This is a genomic window from [Pseudopropionibacterium] massiliense (genome assembly GCF_900607225.1).
In the GTDB taxonomy this organism is placed as follows: Bacteria; Actinomycetota; Actinomycetes; order Propionibacteriales; family Propionibacteriaceae; genus Arachnia; species Arachnia massiliensis.
In genome coordinates this window covers 2092052-2110090 of record NZ_LR027842.1, presented here as the reverse complement: position 1 = coordinate 2110090, position 18039 = coordinate 2092052, and the positions used below count along the sequence as shown (strand labels likewise).

The 18039-nt window shown below is 64.5% G+C and carries 15 protein-coding genes; 9 read left to right on the top strand and 6 right to left on the bottom strand.

Features of this window, described 5'->3' with window-relative positions; genetic code table 11:
• Positions 1-106: 106 nt before the first annotated feature.
• Positions 107-1294, bottom strand: a complete 1188-nt coding sequence (locus tag E0E39_RS09395) for an SHOCT domain-containing protein (protein ID WP_130874505.1) — start codon at positions 1292-1294, stop codon at positions 107-109.
• Positions 1295-1428: 134 nt separating this feature from the next.
• Here E0E39_RS09395 and E0E39_RS09390 point away from each other — a divergent pair, with 134 nt between their 5' ends.
• The 3 genes from E0E39_RS09390 to E0E39_RS09380 all read left to right on the top strand — a co-directional run bounded on the left by E0E39_RS09390 (position 1429) and on the right by E0E39_RS09380 (position 5633).
• Complete coding sequence (locus tag E0E39_RS09390; protein WP_130875683.1) at positions 1429-3027, top strand: ABC-F family ATP-binding cassette domain-containing protein; 1599 nt, start codon at positions 1429-1431, stop codon at positions 3025-3027.
• Between the two features lie 131 nt (positions 3028-3158).
• Positions 3159-4586, top strand: a complete 1428-nt coding sequence (locus E0E39_RS09385) for a phosphoglucomutase/phosphomannomutase family protein (RefSeq protein WP_130875682.1) — start codon at positions 3159-3161, stop codon at positions 4584-4586.
• A gap of 69 nt (positions 4587-4655) precedes the next feature.
• Positions 4656-5633, top strand: a complete 978-nt coding sequence (locus E0E39_RS09380; RefSeq protein WP_130874504.1) for a YveK family protein — start codon at positions 4656-4658, stop codon at positions 5631-5633.
• On the opposite strand, the gene E0E39_RS09375 is transcribed toward E0E39_RS09380, so the two are convergent.
• On the bottom strand, positions 5614-7020 hold the full coding sequence (locus tag E0E39_RS09375) for an O-antigen ligase family protein (RefSeq protein WP_165444718.1): 1407 nt from the start codon (positions 7018-7020) through the stop codon (positions 5614-5616). The genes E0E39_RS09380 and E0E39_RS09375 overlap by 20 nt on opposite strands.
• A 194-nt stretch (positions 7021-7214) precedes the next feature.
• Positions 7215-8030: a putative RNA methyltransferase gene (locus E0E39_RS09370; RefSeq protein ID WP_130874502.1), complete on the bottom strand. Its 816-nt coding sequence runs from the start codon at positions 8028-8030 to the stop codon at positions 7215-7217.
• 28 nt (positions 8031-8058) lie between these two features.
• Here E0E39_RS09370 and fabG point away from each other — a divergent pair, with 28 nt between their 5' ends.
• The 5 genes from fabG (at position 8059) to E0E39_RS09345 (ending at position 12850) form a co-directional block, all read left to right on the top strand.
• The gene (gene fabG / locus E0E39_RS09365; RefSeq protein WP_130874501.1) at positions 8059-8766 is read left to right on the top strand and encodes a 3-oxoacyl-ACP reductase FabG; all 708 of its coding nucleotides are present in this window, start codon (positions 8059-8061) and stop codon (positions 8764-8766) included.
• 27 nt (positions 8767-8793) lie between these two features.
• Positions 8794-9567, top strand: a complete 774-nt coding sequence (gene fabI, locus E0E39_RS09360; RefSeq protein ID WP_130874500.1) for an enoyl-ACP reductase FabI — start codon at positions 8794-8796, stop codon at positions 9565-9567.
• 73 nt (positions 9568-9640) lie between these two features.
• Positions 9641-10441 (top strand): ABC transporter ATP-binding protein, encoded by an 801-nt coding sequence (locus tag E0E39_RS09355; RefSeq protein ID WP_130874499.1) that lies wholly within the window; start codon positions 9641-9643, stop codon positions 10439-10441.
• Positions 10442-10536: 95 nt separating this feature from the next.
• Positions 10537-11949 carry a class II fumarate hydratase gene (gene fumC / locus E0E39_RS09350; RefSeq protein ID WP_014846161.1) on the top strand — a complete coding sequence of 471 codons (1413 nt, stop codon included), beginning with the start codon at positions 10537-10539 and terminating at the stop codon, positions 11947-11949.
• Positions 11950-12082: 133 nt separating this feature from the next.
• Positions 12083-12850, top strand: coding sequence for a DUF1345 domain-containing protein (locus E0E39_RS09345; RefSeq protein WP_207302465.1), 768 nt, complete (start codon positions 12083-12085; stop codon positions 12848-12850).
• Here the strand turns inward: E0E39_RS09345 and E0E39_RS09340 are convergent.
• The 3 genes from E0E39_RS09340 to E0E39_RS09330 are packed head-to-tail and all read right to left on the bottom strand — an operon-like array spanning position 12786 to position 15989.
• Entirely contained in the window at positions 12786-13751 is a 966-nt protein-coding gene (locus E0E39_RS09340; RefSeq protein WP_130875681.1) for a bile acid:sodium symporter family protein, read from the bottom strand. The genes E0E39_RS09345 and E0E39_RS09340 overlap by 65 nt on opposite strands.
• Positions 13752-13774: 23 nt before the next feature.
• Entirely contained in the window at positions 13775-14977 is a 1203-nt protein-coding gene (locus E0E39_RS09335) for a hypothetical protein (protein ID WP_130874498.1), read from the bottom strand.
• Positions 14978-15014: 37 nt separating this feature from the next.
• Entirely contained in the window at positions 15015-15989 is a 975-nt protein-coding gene (locus E0E39_RS09330) for an IS630 family transposase (RefSeq protein ID WP_130873696.1), read from the bottom strand.
• A 505-nt stretch (positions 15990-16494) separates the two neighbouring features.
• On the opposite strand from E0E39_RS09330, the gene E0E39_RS09325 reads away from it, so the two are divergent.
• On the top strand, positions 16495-16767 hold the full coding sequence (locus E0E39_RS09325; RefSeq protein ID WP_130874497.1) for a hypothetical protein: 273 nt from the start codon (positions 16495-16497) through the stop codon (positions 16765-16767).
• Positions 16768-18039: the final 1272 nt, after the last annotated feature.

The following is an 18039-nucleotide window of genomic DNA, read 5'->3' as shown; positions in this document are numbered from 1 at the left end:
TGTTGCGTTGCTGCGGCTGTTGAGGGTACGGGGACCCGGGCGGCCAGGGGAGCTGAGGTCCTCCCTGGCCGCCGTTTCCGGGGGCTGTCATCGTATCGGTGTCCTCTTACAACCCGAGCAGTCGCTTCTTCAGCGTGTCGAACTCCTCCTGGGAAACCACTCCCGCGTCGAGCAGCTCTTTCATCTGCTTCAGCTTCGCGACGGGATCCTCCTGGGAACCTGCCTGGGAGGTCTGCTGCTCGGGCTGCGTGGGAGCAGGCTGTTGCGCGGGCTGCTGGAAGCCTCCCACCATTCCGCCCATCATCGGAACCCCGATTCCCATGCCAACCAGTCCCTGACCGCCTCCGGTCTCACCTGCGGACTGGATTCCGCGGGCCACGGACTGCTGCATGAAGGATGCGCCGCGGTCCCCGCGCAGCGCATCGGCCTTCTTCACGTCGGAGAGCAGCGCCCGGGTGTCGGCGTCGTACTCGATGGCCGCCAGGGCGACGCGCTCGATGGCCAGGCCTCGTCCGGAACGCCACTGGTAGTTCTCCTCGACGGCCTCGCTGAGGGATTTCGCGAATCCGATGGAATCCTGCTGTAGCCGCGTGATGCGGTTCTCCCGGCTGGGATCGTTGGTGTACTTCGAGAAGGCCGCGCCCAGGCTCGCCACCACCTCGGTGAAGAGCTGATCGGTGACGGGGTTGTCGAGATCGGCGAAATCGAAGACCTGGTTGTTCGCGATCGCGGCACCGGGGATGACCGTGGAGATGAACAGCAGGGGATCAACGATGCGCAGCGTGTAGGTGCCGCGGGTGATCGCTCCCACCTGCGCACCGAGGTAGGCGTCGTCCCAGTAGATCTCGGACTGGGTTCCGAAGCGGTTGTCCGGGATCTCCTTGAGATTGATGAAGAAGGCCTGCTGCATCGCGTTCGGTCGGCCACCGAACTTGATGCGCTCCCATGTGTTGCGGATCACCTGCCCGAACACCCCGTCGCCGGCGAAAACCGACTGGGAGGAGGGGTCCTGGCCGCGGAACTCGAACCCGCCGGGCTCAGCCACGAAGCCAGTGACCTGCCCATCCTGGAAGGTGACGAGTCCGTAGCCATCCGGGACCACGATCTTTGAGCCGTTGCTGATGAGGTTTTCCGAGCCCTTGGTGTTGGAGCCGCGTCCGGCGTTCCTTCCCTCGTGAACGGCGGGAAGGAACGCGGCTGTCGGGTTGATGCCGCGGGGAACCGTGAGGAAATCCAGCCACTGGTCGGCGAAGACACCGCCGAGCGCGCCTGTGAAGGCCTTGATGAAACCCATGTTCTGACTCCTGACTCATCTGGGACGGCCACTCACGATGGCCTCTATCCTTCATGGTGCCAGATTCCTGGTTCCACACGGGGGACGGGCCGTTGACGGGATCAAGGCTCGGGGTGGCGGGCAGAATCGCCGACGTGCTGCAGGTCAAGGAAGTGGAGGTACGCGCCGGGGCGCGACTCCTGTTGTCCCCGGTCAGTTTCCAGATCGCGGCGGGGGACCGCGTCGGGTTGGTCGGCCGCAATGGCGCCGGGAAGACAACCCTGACCCGCATACTCGCCGGGGAGGGACTGCCCGCAGCCGGGACCGTCACCCGCTCCGGACAACTCGGTTACCTGCCGCAGGATCCCCGCTCGGGGGAACCGGAGCAGCTCGCCCGCGACCGGATCCTGGGGGCCCGCGGGCTGGATCAGGTGATGGCGCGTCTCAGACGGGCCGAGCAGGAGATGAGTTCCTCGCAGGGAACCGAACGGGAGAAGGCCATGGCGGCCTACGCCCGCGCCGAGAACGCGCTGCTGTCGGCCGGGGGATACGCCGCCGAGGCCGAGGCGGCCCGGATCGCCGCCAACCTCGGGCTGCCGGACCGCGTCCTCGGGCAGCCGCTCTACACGCTCTCGGGTGGTCAGCGACGTCGGATCGAACTGGCCCGGATCCTGTTCTCCGACGCCGACACCCTCCTGCTGGACGAACCCACAAACCACCTCGACGCGGACTCCACAACGTGGCTGAGGGGCTATCTGCAGAGCTTCGGCGGCGGCCTGGTGGTGATCAGCCACGACGTCGGCCTGCTCGAGGCGGTGGTGAACAAGGTGTTTCACCTGGACGCCAACCGCGCCGAACTGGACCTCTACGCGATGGACTGGAAACGCTATCTGCAGCAGCGGGAGACCGACGAGAAACGCCGCAAACGGGAACGCCTGAACGCGGAACGCAAGGCTTCACAGCTGATGGCCCAGGCCGATCGGATGCGCGCCAAGGCCACCAAGGCCATCGCCGCCCAGAACATGGCCAAACGTGCCGAGAAACTGCTGTCCGGGATCGAGGGGGAACGGGAACACGACAAGGTGGCCCGGATCCGTTTTCCTGAACCGGCCCCCTGCGGCAAAACCCCGCTGATGGCCCGCGATCTCTCGAAGGCCTACGGTTCGCTGGAGGTTTTCACCGCCGTCGATCTCGCCATCGACAAGGGCTCCAAGGTCGTCATCCTTGGACTGAACGGTGCCGGAAAGACCACGATGCTGCGGCTCCTCGCCGGACTGGAGGAGCCGGACGTGGGGCAACGGGTTCTGGGGCACGGGGCCCGGATCGGTTATTACGCGCAGGAACACGAGACCCTCGATACCGGCAGATCGGTGCTGGAGAACATGGTCTCCGCTTCCCCGGACCTGGGTGACGCGGAGGTTCGCAGGTTGCTCGGCTCCTTCCTCTTCACCGGGGATGACGTGGACAAACCAGCGAAGGTTCTCTCCGGCGGAGAGAAAACCCGTCTGGCGCTGGCCATGCTGGTTGTCTCCGCCGCCAACGTGCTGCTGCTCGACGAACCGACGAACAACCTCGACCCGGCCTCCCGGGCGGAGGTGCTCTCCGCTCTGCGGTCCTACGCGGGGGCCGTTGTGCTCGTCACCCACGACCCGGGTGCGGTCCAGGCCCTGGAACCGGACCGGGTGCTGGTTCTGCCCGACGGGGTCGAGGATCTGTGGAGTGATGACTATGCCGAGCTCATCGCCTTGGCGTGAACGATCAATTTTTTGAGCATTTTTCATGATCATGCTGCGCGTTCTGCGCAGAAAATGCGCAAGTTTGAACAGTTTGCTGATCGGGAGTGTCTACTCTGAGTGCAGTCTAGGAGCAAGAAAGGGCCATGGCCATGGCGCGCATCAACTTCGGCACCGGCGGCTGGCGGGCAATCATCGGTGACGAATTCACTCGCAGCAACGTGAGGCTGCTGTGCGGGGCGCTCGCCCAGCGCATAAAGGAGGAGGGGAACCAGGATCAGGGTCTCGTGATCGGTTACGACCGGCGATTCCTGTCCGATGTCGCCGCCACGTGGGCGGCCGAGGTGTTCGCGGGGGAGGGAGTGGCGTGCCGGGTGATCAGGATCGCCCAGGCCCCCACTCCGCTGATCATGTGGACCGTCAAGAACCTGGGCCTGCCCTACGGGTTGGCCGTCACGGCATCCCACAACCCGGCCCTCTACAACGGGATCAAGGTCTTCACCGCGGGCGGCAGGGACGCCGATGAAGTCGTCACGCGTGACCTCGAGGAGCGCATGGCTGGACTTGAGGGTGCCCGTGAAGCCGCGATCGGGCAGGTTCCCTACGACAAGGCCGTCGCGCGGGGACTGATCCGTCAGATCAACCCCTTCAACGGGTACATCGACTCGATCATCGACCAGGTGGACATGGATGCCATTCGCCACGCCAACCTGAAGATCGCACTGGATCCGATGTTCGGGGTCTCCCGCACCTCGTTGCAGACCATCCTCATGACGGCTCGCTGTGAGGTGGACGTCATCCACGACCGCCACGACACCCTGTTCGGGGGACGCATGCCCTCGCCCAACAGTGCCTCCCTGGAATCGCTGAAACGCTACGTGGTGGACAACGGCTGCGCTCTCGGGATAGCGACCGATGGCGACGCCGACCGGCTCGGGGTCATCGACGACAGGGGGAACTTCCTGCACCCGAACCAGCTGCTGGTGATCCTCTACTACTACCTCCTGAAGTACAAGGGGTGGCGGGGTCCCGTGGTCCGCAACGTGGCCACCACGTCGCTGCTCGATGACGTGGCCCACCAGTTCGGGCAGGAATGCCACGAGGTCCCCGTCGGCTTCAAGTGGGTCTCGGGGAAGATGCTCGAAACCGACGCGATCATCGGTGGCGAGTCCTCCGGCGGTCTCACCGTCAGGGGGCACATCTCCGGCAAGGACGGGATCTACGCCGCGACCCTGCTCGTGGAGATGCTGGCAGTGGTGGGCAAGCCCATGAGCGAGATCTACGAGGAGATCACGGGCCAGTTCGCCCCCCACTACATGGCCGAGACCGACGTCACGTTCGATCCGGAACGCAAACCGGAGATCCTGAGGATCCTCATGGAGGACCGTCTGCTGCCGGAGTTCTCGGAGAACGTGCGCGAGGTCTCGTACCGGGATGGCTGCAAGGTCTACTTCGAGGACGGCTGGATCATCGCCAGGTTCTCCGGAACCGAGCCACTTCTGCGCATCTTCTGCGAGATGCCCACCCGGGAACGGGCCGAACGGGCGTGCGCGGAGTTCGGGAAGTTCCTCGGGCTGTAGTCGTCTCGACCGTTTATAACGATCGTCGTTATAATTGCGACGTCCAAACGTCGACGTCCCTGGAGTGACATGAACCTGCGCGATTTCGCGAGTGCCTTGACACGGTCATGGCTGGTGATCGCGGCCGCCACAGTGGTGGGTCTGGCGAGTGGTTGGGCCGTCGGCAACGTCGCCCGTACCGTTTACAGCACCACGTCACGGGTGGTTGTCCTGGCTGCCTCGGCCGCGGGAACCCCCGAGGATGCGCAACGCGTCACATCCATGATCCGTTCTGAGATGTCGCTCTATCAGGTACTCGCGCAGGGAAGCCGCGTCACCGGGAGAGTGGCCACCCTGACAGGAATGACGGCCGAGCAGGTTGCGGGCGCAACGACGGTTGTTGTCTCTGATCAGCTCATGAGCCTCACTGTCACCCTGCCGGATCAGGAGCAGTCGGCAACGGTCGCCAAGGTGTTCGCCGAGGAAATGGTGGCGGAGATCAGGGGGTTGCATCCAAGCGAACCACAGCTGCTCAGGGCAGAAGCGGTCGAAGCGCCCGTGAAAACTGTCACCACCGGCGTCAGCAGGGGGGCTTCGTTGGCCGCAGGTGGGGTTCTGGGGATCGTCGTGGGTTCGGTCATCGTCTGGGGGCTGGCCGCATTGCGACCTCTGGTTGCTTCCGGTGATGGGCTGGCCACCGATGGGCGGCTGGTGCTTCGCGCCGATGCGGACCCGAAGTCCTTCCAACAGTTGGCCGCGGTGCTGTCCCCGCACATGAGGGCTTCCGAGAACGGGGAGGTGGTCCTGGTCGGGACCGGGGAGAGAGTGAACCTGGGTCCGTGGTGCCACGGGCTTGGTGAGCAACTCGGAGCGGAGAGCATCGCGGTGACGGCGGCTCCCGACGGGGCCGATCCCGTGGCGCTTCGAGCCGTTGCAGGAGGTGGTACCACCGTGCTGTTGGCGGATCCGCGGGATTCACTCGGCAGCGTCCGGGAGACCTTGGGTCTCCTGGAGGCGGCAGGGGCGAACCTGGTGGCCTGCCTGGTGGTCAGTGAGCCCCGAGTCTGAGTGCGCGGGATCGTTCGCGCTCGGTCTCGTTCTTCACGCGACGGTGCTCCTCGTCATGGGACTGTTCCCGCGCGTCGAGCATCGTCAGCAATGCGGCAAGGACGGCCCACCAGACAAAGCTGACCGGAAAGTTCTTGATCAGGTAGGTGTCGAAGAAGAAGCTGGGGAGCGTGGCCACGAGTCCGGCAGCCATGGTGCGTTCCACAACCCCTCGGGCCCGCCACCATGCCCAACAGGTGGTGCCGAGGGTGATCAGCAGGAGGCCGAGGCCGATCAACCCCAGTTCGGAGAAAACCGCCACGTAGAGATTGTGCGCGTGGGAGAGCGTGACCCCGAAGGGCATCTGTTTGGTGCCGTGCGCACCGGGTTGTGGCAGTGCCTGTGCCTCGAAGGCGAACCAGGGCCAGAGCACCCCGTAGCCGGTTCCGAAGACCAGGGTTGGCAGTGAGGAGAAAAGCTGGTGCAGGCCGTAGCTCCACGTTTCGACACGTCCCCCGCCGGTGACGTCCACTCCTCGGTTGCCCAGAACATATTTGGCGGTGAACAGAAAACCCGTCAGGGCAACGAGGGCCGTTGCGGCGATGAAGGGCAGACGTGTGGGGCGCCGTTTCACTGAGTTGATGATGGGAGGGAGTGCCACCAGCAGCAGGAACACCCCCAGGGAGATCAGCCCGGCGCGAGCTCCAGAGGCTATGAACCACAGCAGATGAGCGAGCCCCGCCAAGGAGGAGAGGATCCTGCGATGGCCCTGCTGGACGGCGCCCAAGCACACGGAAATTCCCAGCAGGAACACCAAGTGGATGACTGCTGCTCCCCCCAGTCGGGTCTCCAGGCGGCCGAACAGATCCTCGTGAATGGCGTTCCAGATCAGTGCCACGGGAGTGGCTGCCGCACTGATCACGGCGAACCACCACAGGATGCGGAACAACTGGTCGGGAGGGGCCAGGTTCACGGCCAGGACGGCCAGCAGGCAGGTCAACCCGGCTGAGGCCAGAGGACTGGCCAGGTAGACCAGCGGCACGGGGATCGTGGCCGACGGGATGTCGTACTGAACGCTGGCAACATGATTCGTCAGGGGCAACGACAGGGCCGCGAGCAGGAGAAGCGCGAGAAAGGCAAGCGTCGCAACGACCAGCGAGCGGGGTGGACGGCAGCGTGCCGGGTCGCTGTGAATCCTGACGCCGGTGGCGAAGGCGAGAAACGCAACAGCCGGGACCAGGAAAAGCTGCAGGTGGCTGATTCCGGTTTTGCCCACTTCGAGTTCGGTCACCGCCGCCGATGTGAGGATCAGCAGGCAGGCGCACACGATCACGGCCGAGATGGCCCAACGGTCCAGTCGCAGGCGCGCCTTGTCGGCATGCGGGGAACCTGGGACGGGATGCAGCACGATGTCAGTCTAGAGGCTCCGCGGATGGTGGCTGGCTATCTCGGGTCCTTCGGTGGGAGGGCTGGACCGGGTTGCCCTGCCGACCACGCGCACTTCTCCGTGATCCTCGTCGCGCGACGACGTCGGCTCAGGTCATCATGGTGTTTCCTCCGCCATTGTGCGGAACGGTTGGGCATCACCCTGCGGTACATCACTCAGCATCCTTGAAATGTGCTGATCACGAAGGAAGCGGTTGTCCTTGTCGCTCCGGGAACGTCGTGGATGTGAAAGGCGTTCGGGCCCATCGCGACGAGGTCGGTCGCGGCATCGGTGGACAAGTCCAACGGGTGGGTGAGTTCCTGCCGGTCCACGAGGTCGAAACCGGTCATCGAACCGTCCAGCCGTTCCAGTTTCTCCGGATCGAGTCCCAGCAGGCCGAGAGATTCGCGCAGCTCCGTGAGATGATCCCGGCCCGGGGTCACCACCACGAGTCGTCCGCCCGGTTCGAGCACCCGGGCGAATTCGGCGGGGTTGCGGGGGGCGAACACGCAGAGCACGGCGTCCAGGCTTCCCGTGGCGACGGGCAGGCGACGCCAGACATCGGCGACGACGGATCCCAGGCGTGGGTTGCGTCTGGCCGCGCGACGGCATGCCGCGGGTGAGACGTCCACCGCCAGGCCTCTCGCCCCGGGGGTCGCGTCGAGGAAGGCCCCGATGTAGTGGCCGGTTCCTGCTCCTGCCTCGAGCACCCGGTCTGCGCCGGCCAAGGCGGCGACCACCTTCCGGGTCAGCGGTTCATACCAGCCCCCGGACAGGAAACGGTCGCGTGCGGCGAGCATCCTGGGGGTGTCGGCGTTCCTCGGTGCGGCTCTCAGCAACAGGTTGAGGTGTCCTTGGCGGGCTATGTCGAAGCAGTGGCGGTTCTCGCAGCTGAGCGTTCCACCGGTCAGCTGCAAGGGAACGGTGCAGACCGGACAGCTGAGCCAGGTGACCACGCCGAGGAGCCCCTCGGGAACGGGGCGGCTGGCCATCACGCCTCCCAACGATAGTGTGTGGTCCGTGCAAGACAAGCCTGTTGTTCTCGTTACCGGGGCGACGCGCGGCATCGGCCGTGTCATCGCCGAGAAGTTCCGTGACGCGGGGTATCGCGTCGCGGGCACTCACCGCACCGGAGGTGAGGTTCCCGAGGGAGTGCTGCCCGTCGAATGCGACATCACGGATCAGTCCGGGGTGGATGCAGCCTTCGAGAGGGTCGAGGCCGAGCTGGGGAGCGTGGGTGTGCTCGTCGCCAACGCCGGTGTGACGAAGGACACCCTACTGGCGCGGATGTCGGACGCGGACTGGGACGCGGTGATCGGCACCAACCTGACGGGTACCTTCCGTGTCGTGAGGCGGGCGGCTCGCCCCATGACCCGTGCCCGGTTCGGGAGGATCATTCTGATCTCATCGGTGGTCGGGTTGATCGGATCGCCCGGGCAGGTCAACTACGCGGCCTCGAAGTCGGCGCTGATCGGCATGGCTCGCAGCGTTGCCCGCGAACTGGGAAGCCGGAACGTCACCGCCAACGTGATCACCCCCGGATTCATCGACACCGACATGACCGCGGCGCTGGGGGAGAAGGTCGTCAAGGGATACCTGGAAAAGATCCCGGCCGCACGCTTCGGGCAGGCCGAGGACGTCGCGGGGGCGGCGTTGTTCCTGGCGGAGGCGGGATACGTCTCGGGCGCCGTCATCCCGGTTGACGGCGGCCTCGGAATGGGTCACTGAGATAAAAAGAAGACAAGGAGCATCTACATGGGAATCCTCGAAGGCAAGAACATCCTGGTCACCGGAGTGACCATGAACACCTCCATCGCCTACCGCGTCGCCGAGATCGCGCAGGAGGAGGGGGCAAAGGTGGTCGTCAGCAACCTCGGCCGGGCCGTTGGGCTGACGCGGCGCGTCGTCGGGCGGCTCGCGACCGTCCCGCCCGTGCTGGAACTCGACGTCACCGATCCCGAACACCTCGCGGCGCTGCCCGGGCAGCTCCGTGAACACTTCGGCGATCGTCTGGACGGCATCGTCCACTCCATCGCCTTCGCCAATCCTGAGCGGGCCCTCGGTGGGGCCTTCCTGAACACCGAGTGGAAGGACGTCGGGATCTCCCTGAACACCTCCACCTACTCCTACGTTTCTCTGGCGGTGGCCTGCCGGGAGATGCTGCACGCCGGTTCCTCCATCGTCGGGCTCACCTTCGATGCCCGGGTCACCTGGCCGCAGTACGACTGGATGGGGGTGGCCAAGGCCGGGCTCGAGTCGGCCAGCCGCTACCTGGCCCGTTACCTGGGGCCCGAGGGCATCCGGTCCAACCTGGTCGCCGCAGGGCCCATCGACACCATCGCGAAGAAGGCCATTCCCGGGGCGGACGAGTTCAACGACATCTGGGGACAGCGGGCCCCCCTCGGGTGGGATCCCGCCGACACGACGGCCACCGCGAGGGCCGTCGTGGCATTGCTCTCCGACTGGTTCCCCGCCACCACCGGTGAGGTGATCCACGTCGATGGTGGTCTCCACTCCACCGGGGCCTGACGAGGCCGGGAGGGTTTCGCGGGTGGAACAGGTCCTTGCCCGCGAAACTCCCGGTACGAGTAACGTTGACCCCATGGCAATGGTGGCAGCGCTCGAAGATGTGACGGTCAGACGTGGAACCTCGACTCTGTTGGACTCGGTGAACCTGGGCATCGGGGAGGACGAGCGCTGGGTGCTGCTGGGACCCAACGGGGCGGGTAAGACCACGCTGTTGTCCGTACTGTCGGCGAACATGTTCCCGACCTCGGGCACGGTTCGCCTGCTCGACGAGGTGCTGGGCCGGGTCGACGTGTTCGAGCTGCGACCCCGTATCGGATTGACCTCTTCCTCGCTGGCCGAACGTATCCCTGCGGGGGAGCGGGTCCTCGACGTGGTCATCTCGGCCGCCTGGGCGGTGATAGGGCGCTGGCGTGAGGAGTACGACAGTGGCGATGAGGGGCGTGCCCGCGGCCTGCTCTACTCCCTGTACGTGGACCATCTGGCGGACCGCACCTTCGGCACTCTCAGCGAGGGGGAGCGCAAACGTGTGCAGATCGCCCGCGCACTGATGACCGACCCGGAACTGCTGCTCCTCGATGAACCCGCCAGCGGACTCGACCTGGCGGGCCGTGAGGCTCTCGTCACAACCCTGACCGAGCTCTTCCAGGACCCCGGTTCCCCCGCCAGCGTCCTGGTGACCCACCACGTCGAGGAGATCCCCGACGGGGTCACCCACTGCCTGTTGCTCTCCGGGGGGCGGGTGACCGCCGCCGGGCCGTTGGAGGAAACGCTCACCGACGCCAATCTGAGTGCCGCGTTCGGCATGGACCTGGTGGTTTCCCGCACCGATGACGGCAGGTGGAGTGCCCGTTCCCGCCCCGCTCCACGGAGCTGAGAACGAAGGGTGGGACGCGCGCAACACCCGCTGACCCGGGGCCGGTTCGTTGACGATAATCTTGGAGGCGTTGGCGACAGAGCAAAGGAGTTCCAATGGCAACACCGAACACCCGCACCGAATCCGACTCGATGGGCACCATTGAGGTGGCCTCCGATCGGTACTGGGGTGCCCAGACCGAGAGGTCGCTTCACAATTTCGACATCGGGCGCGAGACCTTCGTGTGGGGCCGGCCGATGGTCAAGGCGCTCGGCATCCTGAAGAAGTCCGCGGCGTTGGCGAACGCGGAGCTCGGAGAGCTTCCGCGTGACATCGCCGATCTCATCGCCAAGGCCGGTGACGAGGTCATCGAGGGCAAGCTGGACGACCACTTCCCGCTGGTGGTTTTCCAGACCGGGTCCGGCACCCAGTCCAACATGAACGTCAACGAGGTCATCTCCAACCGCGCCATCGAACTGGCCGGAGGTGAACTCGGCACCAAGACCCCCGTCCACCCCAACGACCACGTCAACCGCGGCCAGTCCTCCAACGACACCTTCCCGACGGCCATGCACATCGCCGTGGTCAACGAACTGGCGGCCATGTACCCGCGGGTCCGGAAGCTGCGCGACACCCTGGATGCGAAGGCCAAGCAGTACGACGACGTGATCATGGTCGGTCGCACCCACCTGCAGGACGCCACCCCGATCCGCCTCGGCCAGGTGTTCTCCGGCTGGGTGGCCCAGATCGACTTCGCCCTGGAGGGCATCGAATACGCCGATTCGCGTGCCCGTGAACTGGCGATCGGCGGCACCGCCGTCGGCACCGGCCTGAACGCCCATCCCAGGTTCGGGGCGCTCACCGCCGAGAAGATCTCCGAGGAGACCGGAATCGAGTTCAAGCAGGCCGCCAACCTCTTCGCGGCGCTGGGCGCCCACGACGCGCTGGTGCTGGTCTCCGGTGCGCTGCGGGTCCTGGGCGACGCCCTGATGAAGATCGCCAATGACGTGCGCTGGTACGCGTCCGGGCCCCGCAACGGCATCGGCGAGCTGCTCATCCCGGAGAACGAACCCGGATCCTCCATCATGCCCGGCAAGGTGAACCCCACCCAGTGCGAGGCCATGACGATGGTGGCGACGAAGGTCTTCGGAAACGACGCCACCGTCGGTTTCGCGGGATCCCAGGGCAACTTCCAGCTCAACGTGTTCAAGCCGGTCATGGCCTGGTGCGTGCTCGAGTCCATCCAGCTGCTCGGCGACGCCTGCGTCTCCTTCGACTCCAACTGCGCCTACGGCATCGAACCGAACAAGGAACGGATCCAGGCCAACCTGGACACCAACCTGATGCAGGTGACCGCCCTCAACCGGCACATCGGTTACGACAAGGCATCGAAGATCGCCAAGAATGCCCACCACAAGGGCCTGTCGCTTCGCGAGTCGGCCCTGGAGCTCGGGTTCCTGACCGATGAGCAGTTCGACCAGTGGGTGGTTCCCGCTGACATGACCCATCCGAGCGCCGCCGACGAGTGAGGTCGTGACGCAGGGAGATCAGCGAGGCCCCTGGAAGGGAATCGATGAATGCGGCTCCCGCCCTCCGGGAACGGAGGGCGGGAGCCGCATTTTTGGGGTGTTCAGGGATTGCGATGTGGCAGACTTGCGCCCCGTGACGCGTTCGAGCACTGTTGGCCTCCTGGTGGAGTTGCTTCTGATTCTGTTGGGGCTGGGGACGATCCTGGGTGGGGACACCAATCTGGCCCTTTGGTTCATGGCGGCCTGGATTCTTCTGGCCTTGGGATACGTGGCTCTCATGCTGTGGGTCGCATGGCGCCACCGGCTGACTCCTGACAAGGAGATCAATCAGGACCCGGTGTTCGCGCTGCCGCCCTGGTTGGTTTTTCTCCTGGGCTGGACCCCAGTGGTCGCCGCTTTCATGGGTCTGCTCGGCGGGCTCATAGGGCTGACAACACCGCAGGATGTCATCGACCAGGTACCTGAACAGCTTGAGATCGATGAACAAACGATGCTGAGGTCTATTCAGATCGTTTTTGGCGTTATGACGGTCCTCATGGCCGTCCTCGGCTGGCTCCTGCTGCACCTCAGCTACGCCCGTCACTACGAGCGTTTGGACCACATGTACGGACCGGCCATCAGGTTTCCGGGAACTGCAGATCCCGTGACCACCGATTACGTCTACTTCGCCCTGACCCTGGGAACCACTTTCGCGACTTCTGATGCGACCGTGACATCACGTCGGCTGCGCTGGACGACGACGGTGCACTCGGTGCTGTCCTTACTTCTACAACGCCATCGTCATGGCCATCGCATTCAAGAATCGTCACGGGCTGACCGATGCCGCCACCGCCCGGTCAGGAATTGTGATCTTGTGACTGGTCTGGTGGGCTATCGGTTGCCGCGTAGCGCTGCGCGATGATGGTGCAGGCGATGAGCTGGAGGGTGTGGAAGATCATCAGTGGAAAGACGATCAGCCCTACGGCCTGGCCCGCGAACAGCACCGTCGCCATCGGTACCCCTGTCGCCAGGGATTTCTTCGTGCCGCAGAAGACGATGGCGATCTCGTCGGCGCGGCCGAATCCGAGGAGCCGGGCGAGCTGCCGGGTGAAGCACAGCATGAACGCCAGGATGACCAGGCACAGCACCAGCATGATCAGCAGCTCCGTGCCGGTGGCGGTGATGCCGTTGCGGCGGAAGTCCCCGAAAGCGCCGTAGACCACCAGGCAGATCACACCTTGGTCCAGCCATTTGAGGTTCTTCCGGTTGCGGGCCATGAAATCCGCGGTCCAGCGGCGTGAGAACTGCCCGAGGAGGAAGGGCAGCAGCAGCTGGACCATCACGGCGCCGAAGGAACCCCACCCGACGGGGGCGGCGCCAGTGGTGGGCAGCAGGGCCATGACGAGCAGCGGTGTCAGGAGCACCCCGAGCAGGTTCGACGTGGTGGCCGAGACGATGGCGCCCGCGATGTTGCCGCCGGCGATGGAGGTGAACGTGATTGACGACTGCACCGTCGACGGCACCAGCGTCAGGAAGGCCAGCCCCAGCGCCAGGCCGGGGGAGTACCAGGGCAGGTGAAGCAGCCCCAGGCCGATGAGTGGGAACACCACGAAGGTGCAGGCGAAGATCGTCAGGTGCAGCCGCCAGTGTTTCAGGCCGGCCCACGCCTCGGCCGTCGACAGGCGCGCCCCGTAGCCGAGGAACAGCAGGAAGATCGCGACCTTCGTCACCCAGTCGAGGGCATCGGTGGTCGTTCCGGAGGTCGGCAGCAGGAACCCGATCAAAGCGGAGAGCAAGATGTAGAGCAGGAACGGGTCCTTCATCTTCGACCACACGAAACCCGAGCCTACAGTTCTTTTGCGGGAAGACCTGCGGATCGTGGCGGGGGTGGTTCGCCGCGGGATTTTCTTCTCCCGAACCACAGAGCTCCGCCTGCGGCGCCGGGAAGGAGCGCCGTCAGCCACATGAGCCACCACCACGGCTGAGGCGCGGGATCGCTGAGTGCGTCCCCGACCGGAACTGACCGCGCCCATGCCACGAAGGCGTCCCCGACGGGTAGGAGACCGAATGCGAAGGCCGTGCCGGAGCCAGTGGGCAGCGGCAGGCCGAGCAGGTCGGCCTCCCGGTCCAGGACCGTGGCGAGTTCGACATCTCCGTGGCGGCGGGCGGCCGCGAGCGTCACCGCGGAGGCGCTGGCCGAGACCCCGTTGATGAGCGGCCCGGAATCGACGTCCCCGGGGGCGTCGATTCCGTGCGCGTGCTCGCGGACCCCTACCAGCCCCAGCGTCGGGGCCAGGAATGCCTGCTTGTAGATCCTCCATTCGTGGGCGGCCCGGTCCGGGTCGATGTCGGGAAGAAAGACCTGGATGAGCGACTGTGACGCACCGCGCGCTCTGGAGGTCCCGCGTTGGTGGACCAGCAGCCCGTTGTCCGGATCCCGGTGCGCCTCCATCGCATCGAACCACCGTTTCGTGACGTCGGCCAGCCCGGGAACCTCGACGAGCCGGTCGGCCCGGTGCGCGGCGGCGAGCGCCACGACGACGTCGCAGGGCCACGCCGCACCGGGATAGGACGACGGCAGGGGATTCTCATCCAGTGCCGCCGCGATGGCCCGGGCCTCGGAGGACACCTCGGCCAGGTGCGTCGCATCCCCGGTCAGGGCGGCACGGTCCACCAGCAGGAGCAGCCGCCACCCGTGGTAGAAGGCCCCGTGTGGCAGCAGATCGTTGGCGCCGAAACGATCGGCTACCACCGGGTTCCCGGTCTCGGCGATCGCCCTTTCCAGGAGCGGGAGGTGGCTCCGGGGATCGTGGCCCGAACGGGCCAGGTTCCCGGCCGCCAGGCCGGTCAACGCCCAGGTGAAGAACTCGCCCTCGGGGAACAAAGCCTGCATCTCGGATGCGGCTGACGGCGCCTTCCCCGCCAACCAGGAGAGCTGGGAGGCGACCACATCCGGGCCGCGCAGCCCGGTCAGGGTGGCGCGGCCCAGGTGGACCAGCGACAGCAGGGACACCAGCGCCAACGCCGCTGCCAGGATTTTTCGCATCACGCACCGAGGGTATAGCAGTCTTGAAACAGGATGTCGTTTATAGGCGGTACGGGAATTTCTTCTTTCGTATGTAGGTTTCGAATGCGTTTCGGGTGTCGGTGAAGTGGGGGCGTTGGGGGTTGCTGATGTGGGTTTTTGCTTCGCCCCAAACATGCTCGATGGGGTTGTGGTCAGGGCAGTAGGGTGGCAGCCACAGGAGGGTGATGTCTGCAAACCTGTTTCCTTTACCGAGGTGTTGTTTCAGTTCCCGGGATTTGTGCCATCCGGCGTTGTCCCACACGATCGTGATCTTCTGGCCGGGATGTTTGTCGACGAGTTGGGTGAGGGCATCGATGATGGTGTGACTGTTCTGCCAGTCCAGCGCTGTGAGTTCCACACTCCCGTCAGCCTGGTTGAGGAACCCGATGTAGGACTGGCAGCGGCGTTGCCGGTCCACTTCCAGCACGGTGGGTACCCCTCGGCGGCACCAGGCTCGTCGGGTGAGTGCTTCGTGTTCGATGCGCACCTCGTCAGCTGCGAACACGAGATACCCTTGCGCACGTGCGTGATCGACCAGGTCGCGGATCTGTTCCACACGGGCTGCCACGACCTCCTCGGCGGGGCGGCGCTGGTCCCGGGCGGCGGGCTGCTTGAACGACAGTCCAGCATGGTGGAGCAGCACCTGGTAGGAGGAGTCCGACGCGAGGACGACCTCGAACTCGGTGGCAATGTAGTCCTTCAACCTTGGCAGACTCCAGAACCCCACCGGCAGCCCGTCAGGGTCGGTGGGAGGGGTTTGCAGTACCCGCATCACCTCGTCATGCTGTGCTTGGGACAGTTTCGCTGCATTCCGGTTCCCGATGTGCCCGGTGTACAAGGAGGCCATCCGTTCATCACGCCATTCAGCGACCCAGCGCTGCAACGACCTCTCGGACTTCCCGACCACCCTGGAAACCTGTTCCACCGGGATCCCGACATGCAGCATCAACAGCCCCATCGCTCGTTTCCGCATCGACGGATACACAGCATTCACCTGATAATCCTGCAAAAGTTCTTCATATCCGGCAGCGAATCCTTCCACAACTCTTATTCAAGCGCTCCGGTAAAAATGATGCAACACGACATGCCGCCCCCGCAGCAAAATCTTGGGTAATACCCCAGAAAACACCAAACACAACGACATCTTGTTAAATGGGAGCTATAGCCCGCTGGAGGGTCGGATGTCCGTGGCCCTCGAAAAGCCGGTTCTCAACTGTGAAACCGGGAATTCGTGCGACCCCTCCGATAGGGCCAGCAGCTTTCAGTATCGGAAGCGGTCAACAGGGAATGAACCGTAGAGTGATAAAGGCTTATTCACAGCCTCTCCGAAGCTGGTTGAGCCGGACCGCGACGAAGCAGCAGTTCCACCTCGAAACCACCAGAGCCAGCAGCAGTTCCCAAGACACGATCACCAGAGGATTGCTCTGGCCGGCACCCCACCTGTGAACAAGCCTCAATATCGGGGCGATCTGTTGATTGCATACGCAGGCTGCGGGATCATGAGCCACAAGAAAGACCAGCCCTACGGATACGACGATGGGATCAAGATGGCGGCTCCCCTCGATGGCTCTTTCTCTGACGGGATCCGATCCCACGGGAGAGGATTCTTCCTCGCCCCCGGATCTCCACCACTTGACACCAAGGTCCCCTATGGCGCCGCCGTTTACTACGAGAAGTATGTGTGCGCTTCCGAGGAGAACGGACTGACCTGCTGGAACACCGAAACCGGCCACGGCGCCTTCATGAATCGTGACGGGGTCACCACTTTCTGACCCGAGCCACCGCGCAGCCGACGGGCGCCACGACAGATCGAAGGAGGACCCTCCCCGACCCCTGTGCGGCATCCGCGCGGGGGAAGGCTACCGGGATGGTTCCGCCCCGACGGGCGCCGTTATGCTTGGGGGTGCCGGGTAGGTTGCCCGACGAGGGGTCCGTGGTGGTGTGAGCCGCTGCGAGACCTCCGGTCGTGTCGTCTCCCCTAGGGAGCGCTCGCAGGGGTTTGACTAGGTGTTTTACTCCCTGACAACTCAAGAGTGGTGTGTTGTGGAGCCCCGCGAGGCGGAGCGCTCGCAGGGGCTGGTAAAGTTCCTTGTCAGGACCGCCTTCCGAGGCGAGCCATTGTTCCGGTCTTCCAGACCGGACTTCATTGAGACCCGGAACCAGGGTCTCGGCCAACGTGGTCACCTATTGTTCCGGTCTTCCAGACCGGACTTCATTGAGACGGTTCTCCGACCCCGAAGAGCGGTGCACTCAACGACGATGCATTGTTCCGGTCTTCCAGACCGGACTTCATTGAGACGCCTTCGTGGCAGGTTCCAACTTCACGCCGGCCGCGGATTGTTCCGGTCTTCCAGACCGGACTTCATTGAGGATTATTCACAGGGTGCGGGCTGGGTCGAGTTGGCCCCGCTTCAGTGGTTTGCTGGCCTTGCCAATGTTTTGCTGGGCTTGTTCACGTTTGCCTGTGCTGTGAGGCCAGCAAACGTGAACAAGCCCAGCAAAACAGGATTAGAGCCAGCAAAACAGCGATAAGGAGGCTTATTCACAGGCGGGGCGCCGGCCAGCGGAGTTCTCTGGTGGTCGTGTCCTGGAATCGCGGCGGGCTCTGGTGGTTTTGACGCGAACTGCTCCTTCGTGGCGGTCCGGTTCAACCAGCTTCAGAAAGGCTGCGAATCAGTCTCGCTGAGACTATTGGACTGGTGATGTAAAACCCCCGCTCATCGGGTGTTGTTCCGGCCTTCCGAACCGGACTTCATTTAGGCTTATTCGCAGGCGACGTGTCGATCACTGAAGCTGCTGGTCAGAGCACGCTTGAGGATGACTGTAAATAAGCCTCATCGGTTCAGTGGTTTGCTGGCCTTCCGGTGTTCTGTCGGCCTACATGACGGGCATGCGTGCCGTGTTGTCGTTGGTTCATGTTCGCATCGCTGGCATGTGACTGCAAGGGCGGTAAGCCATCAGGGAAGAAGGCGAGAAGCGAGGATGTCGGCGCAACCGGGTAAGCGGGTTTGACGGGTCAATCTCCGAGAGATAAGGCAAAGAAT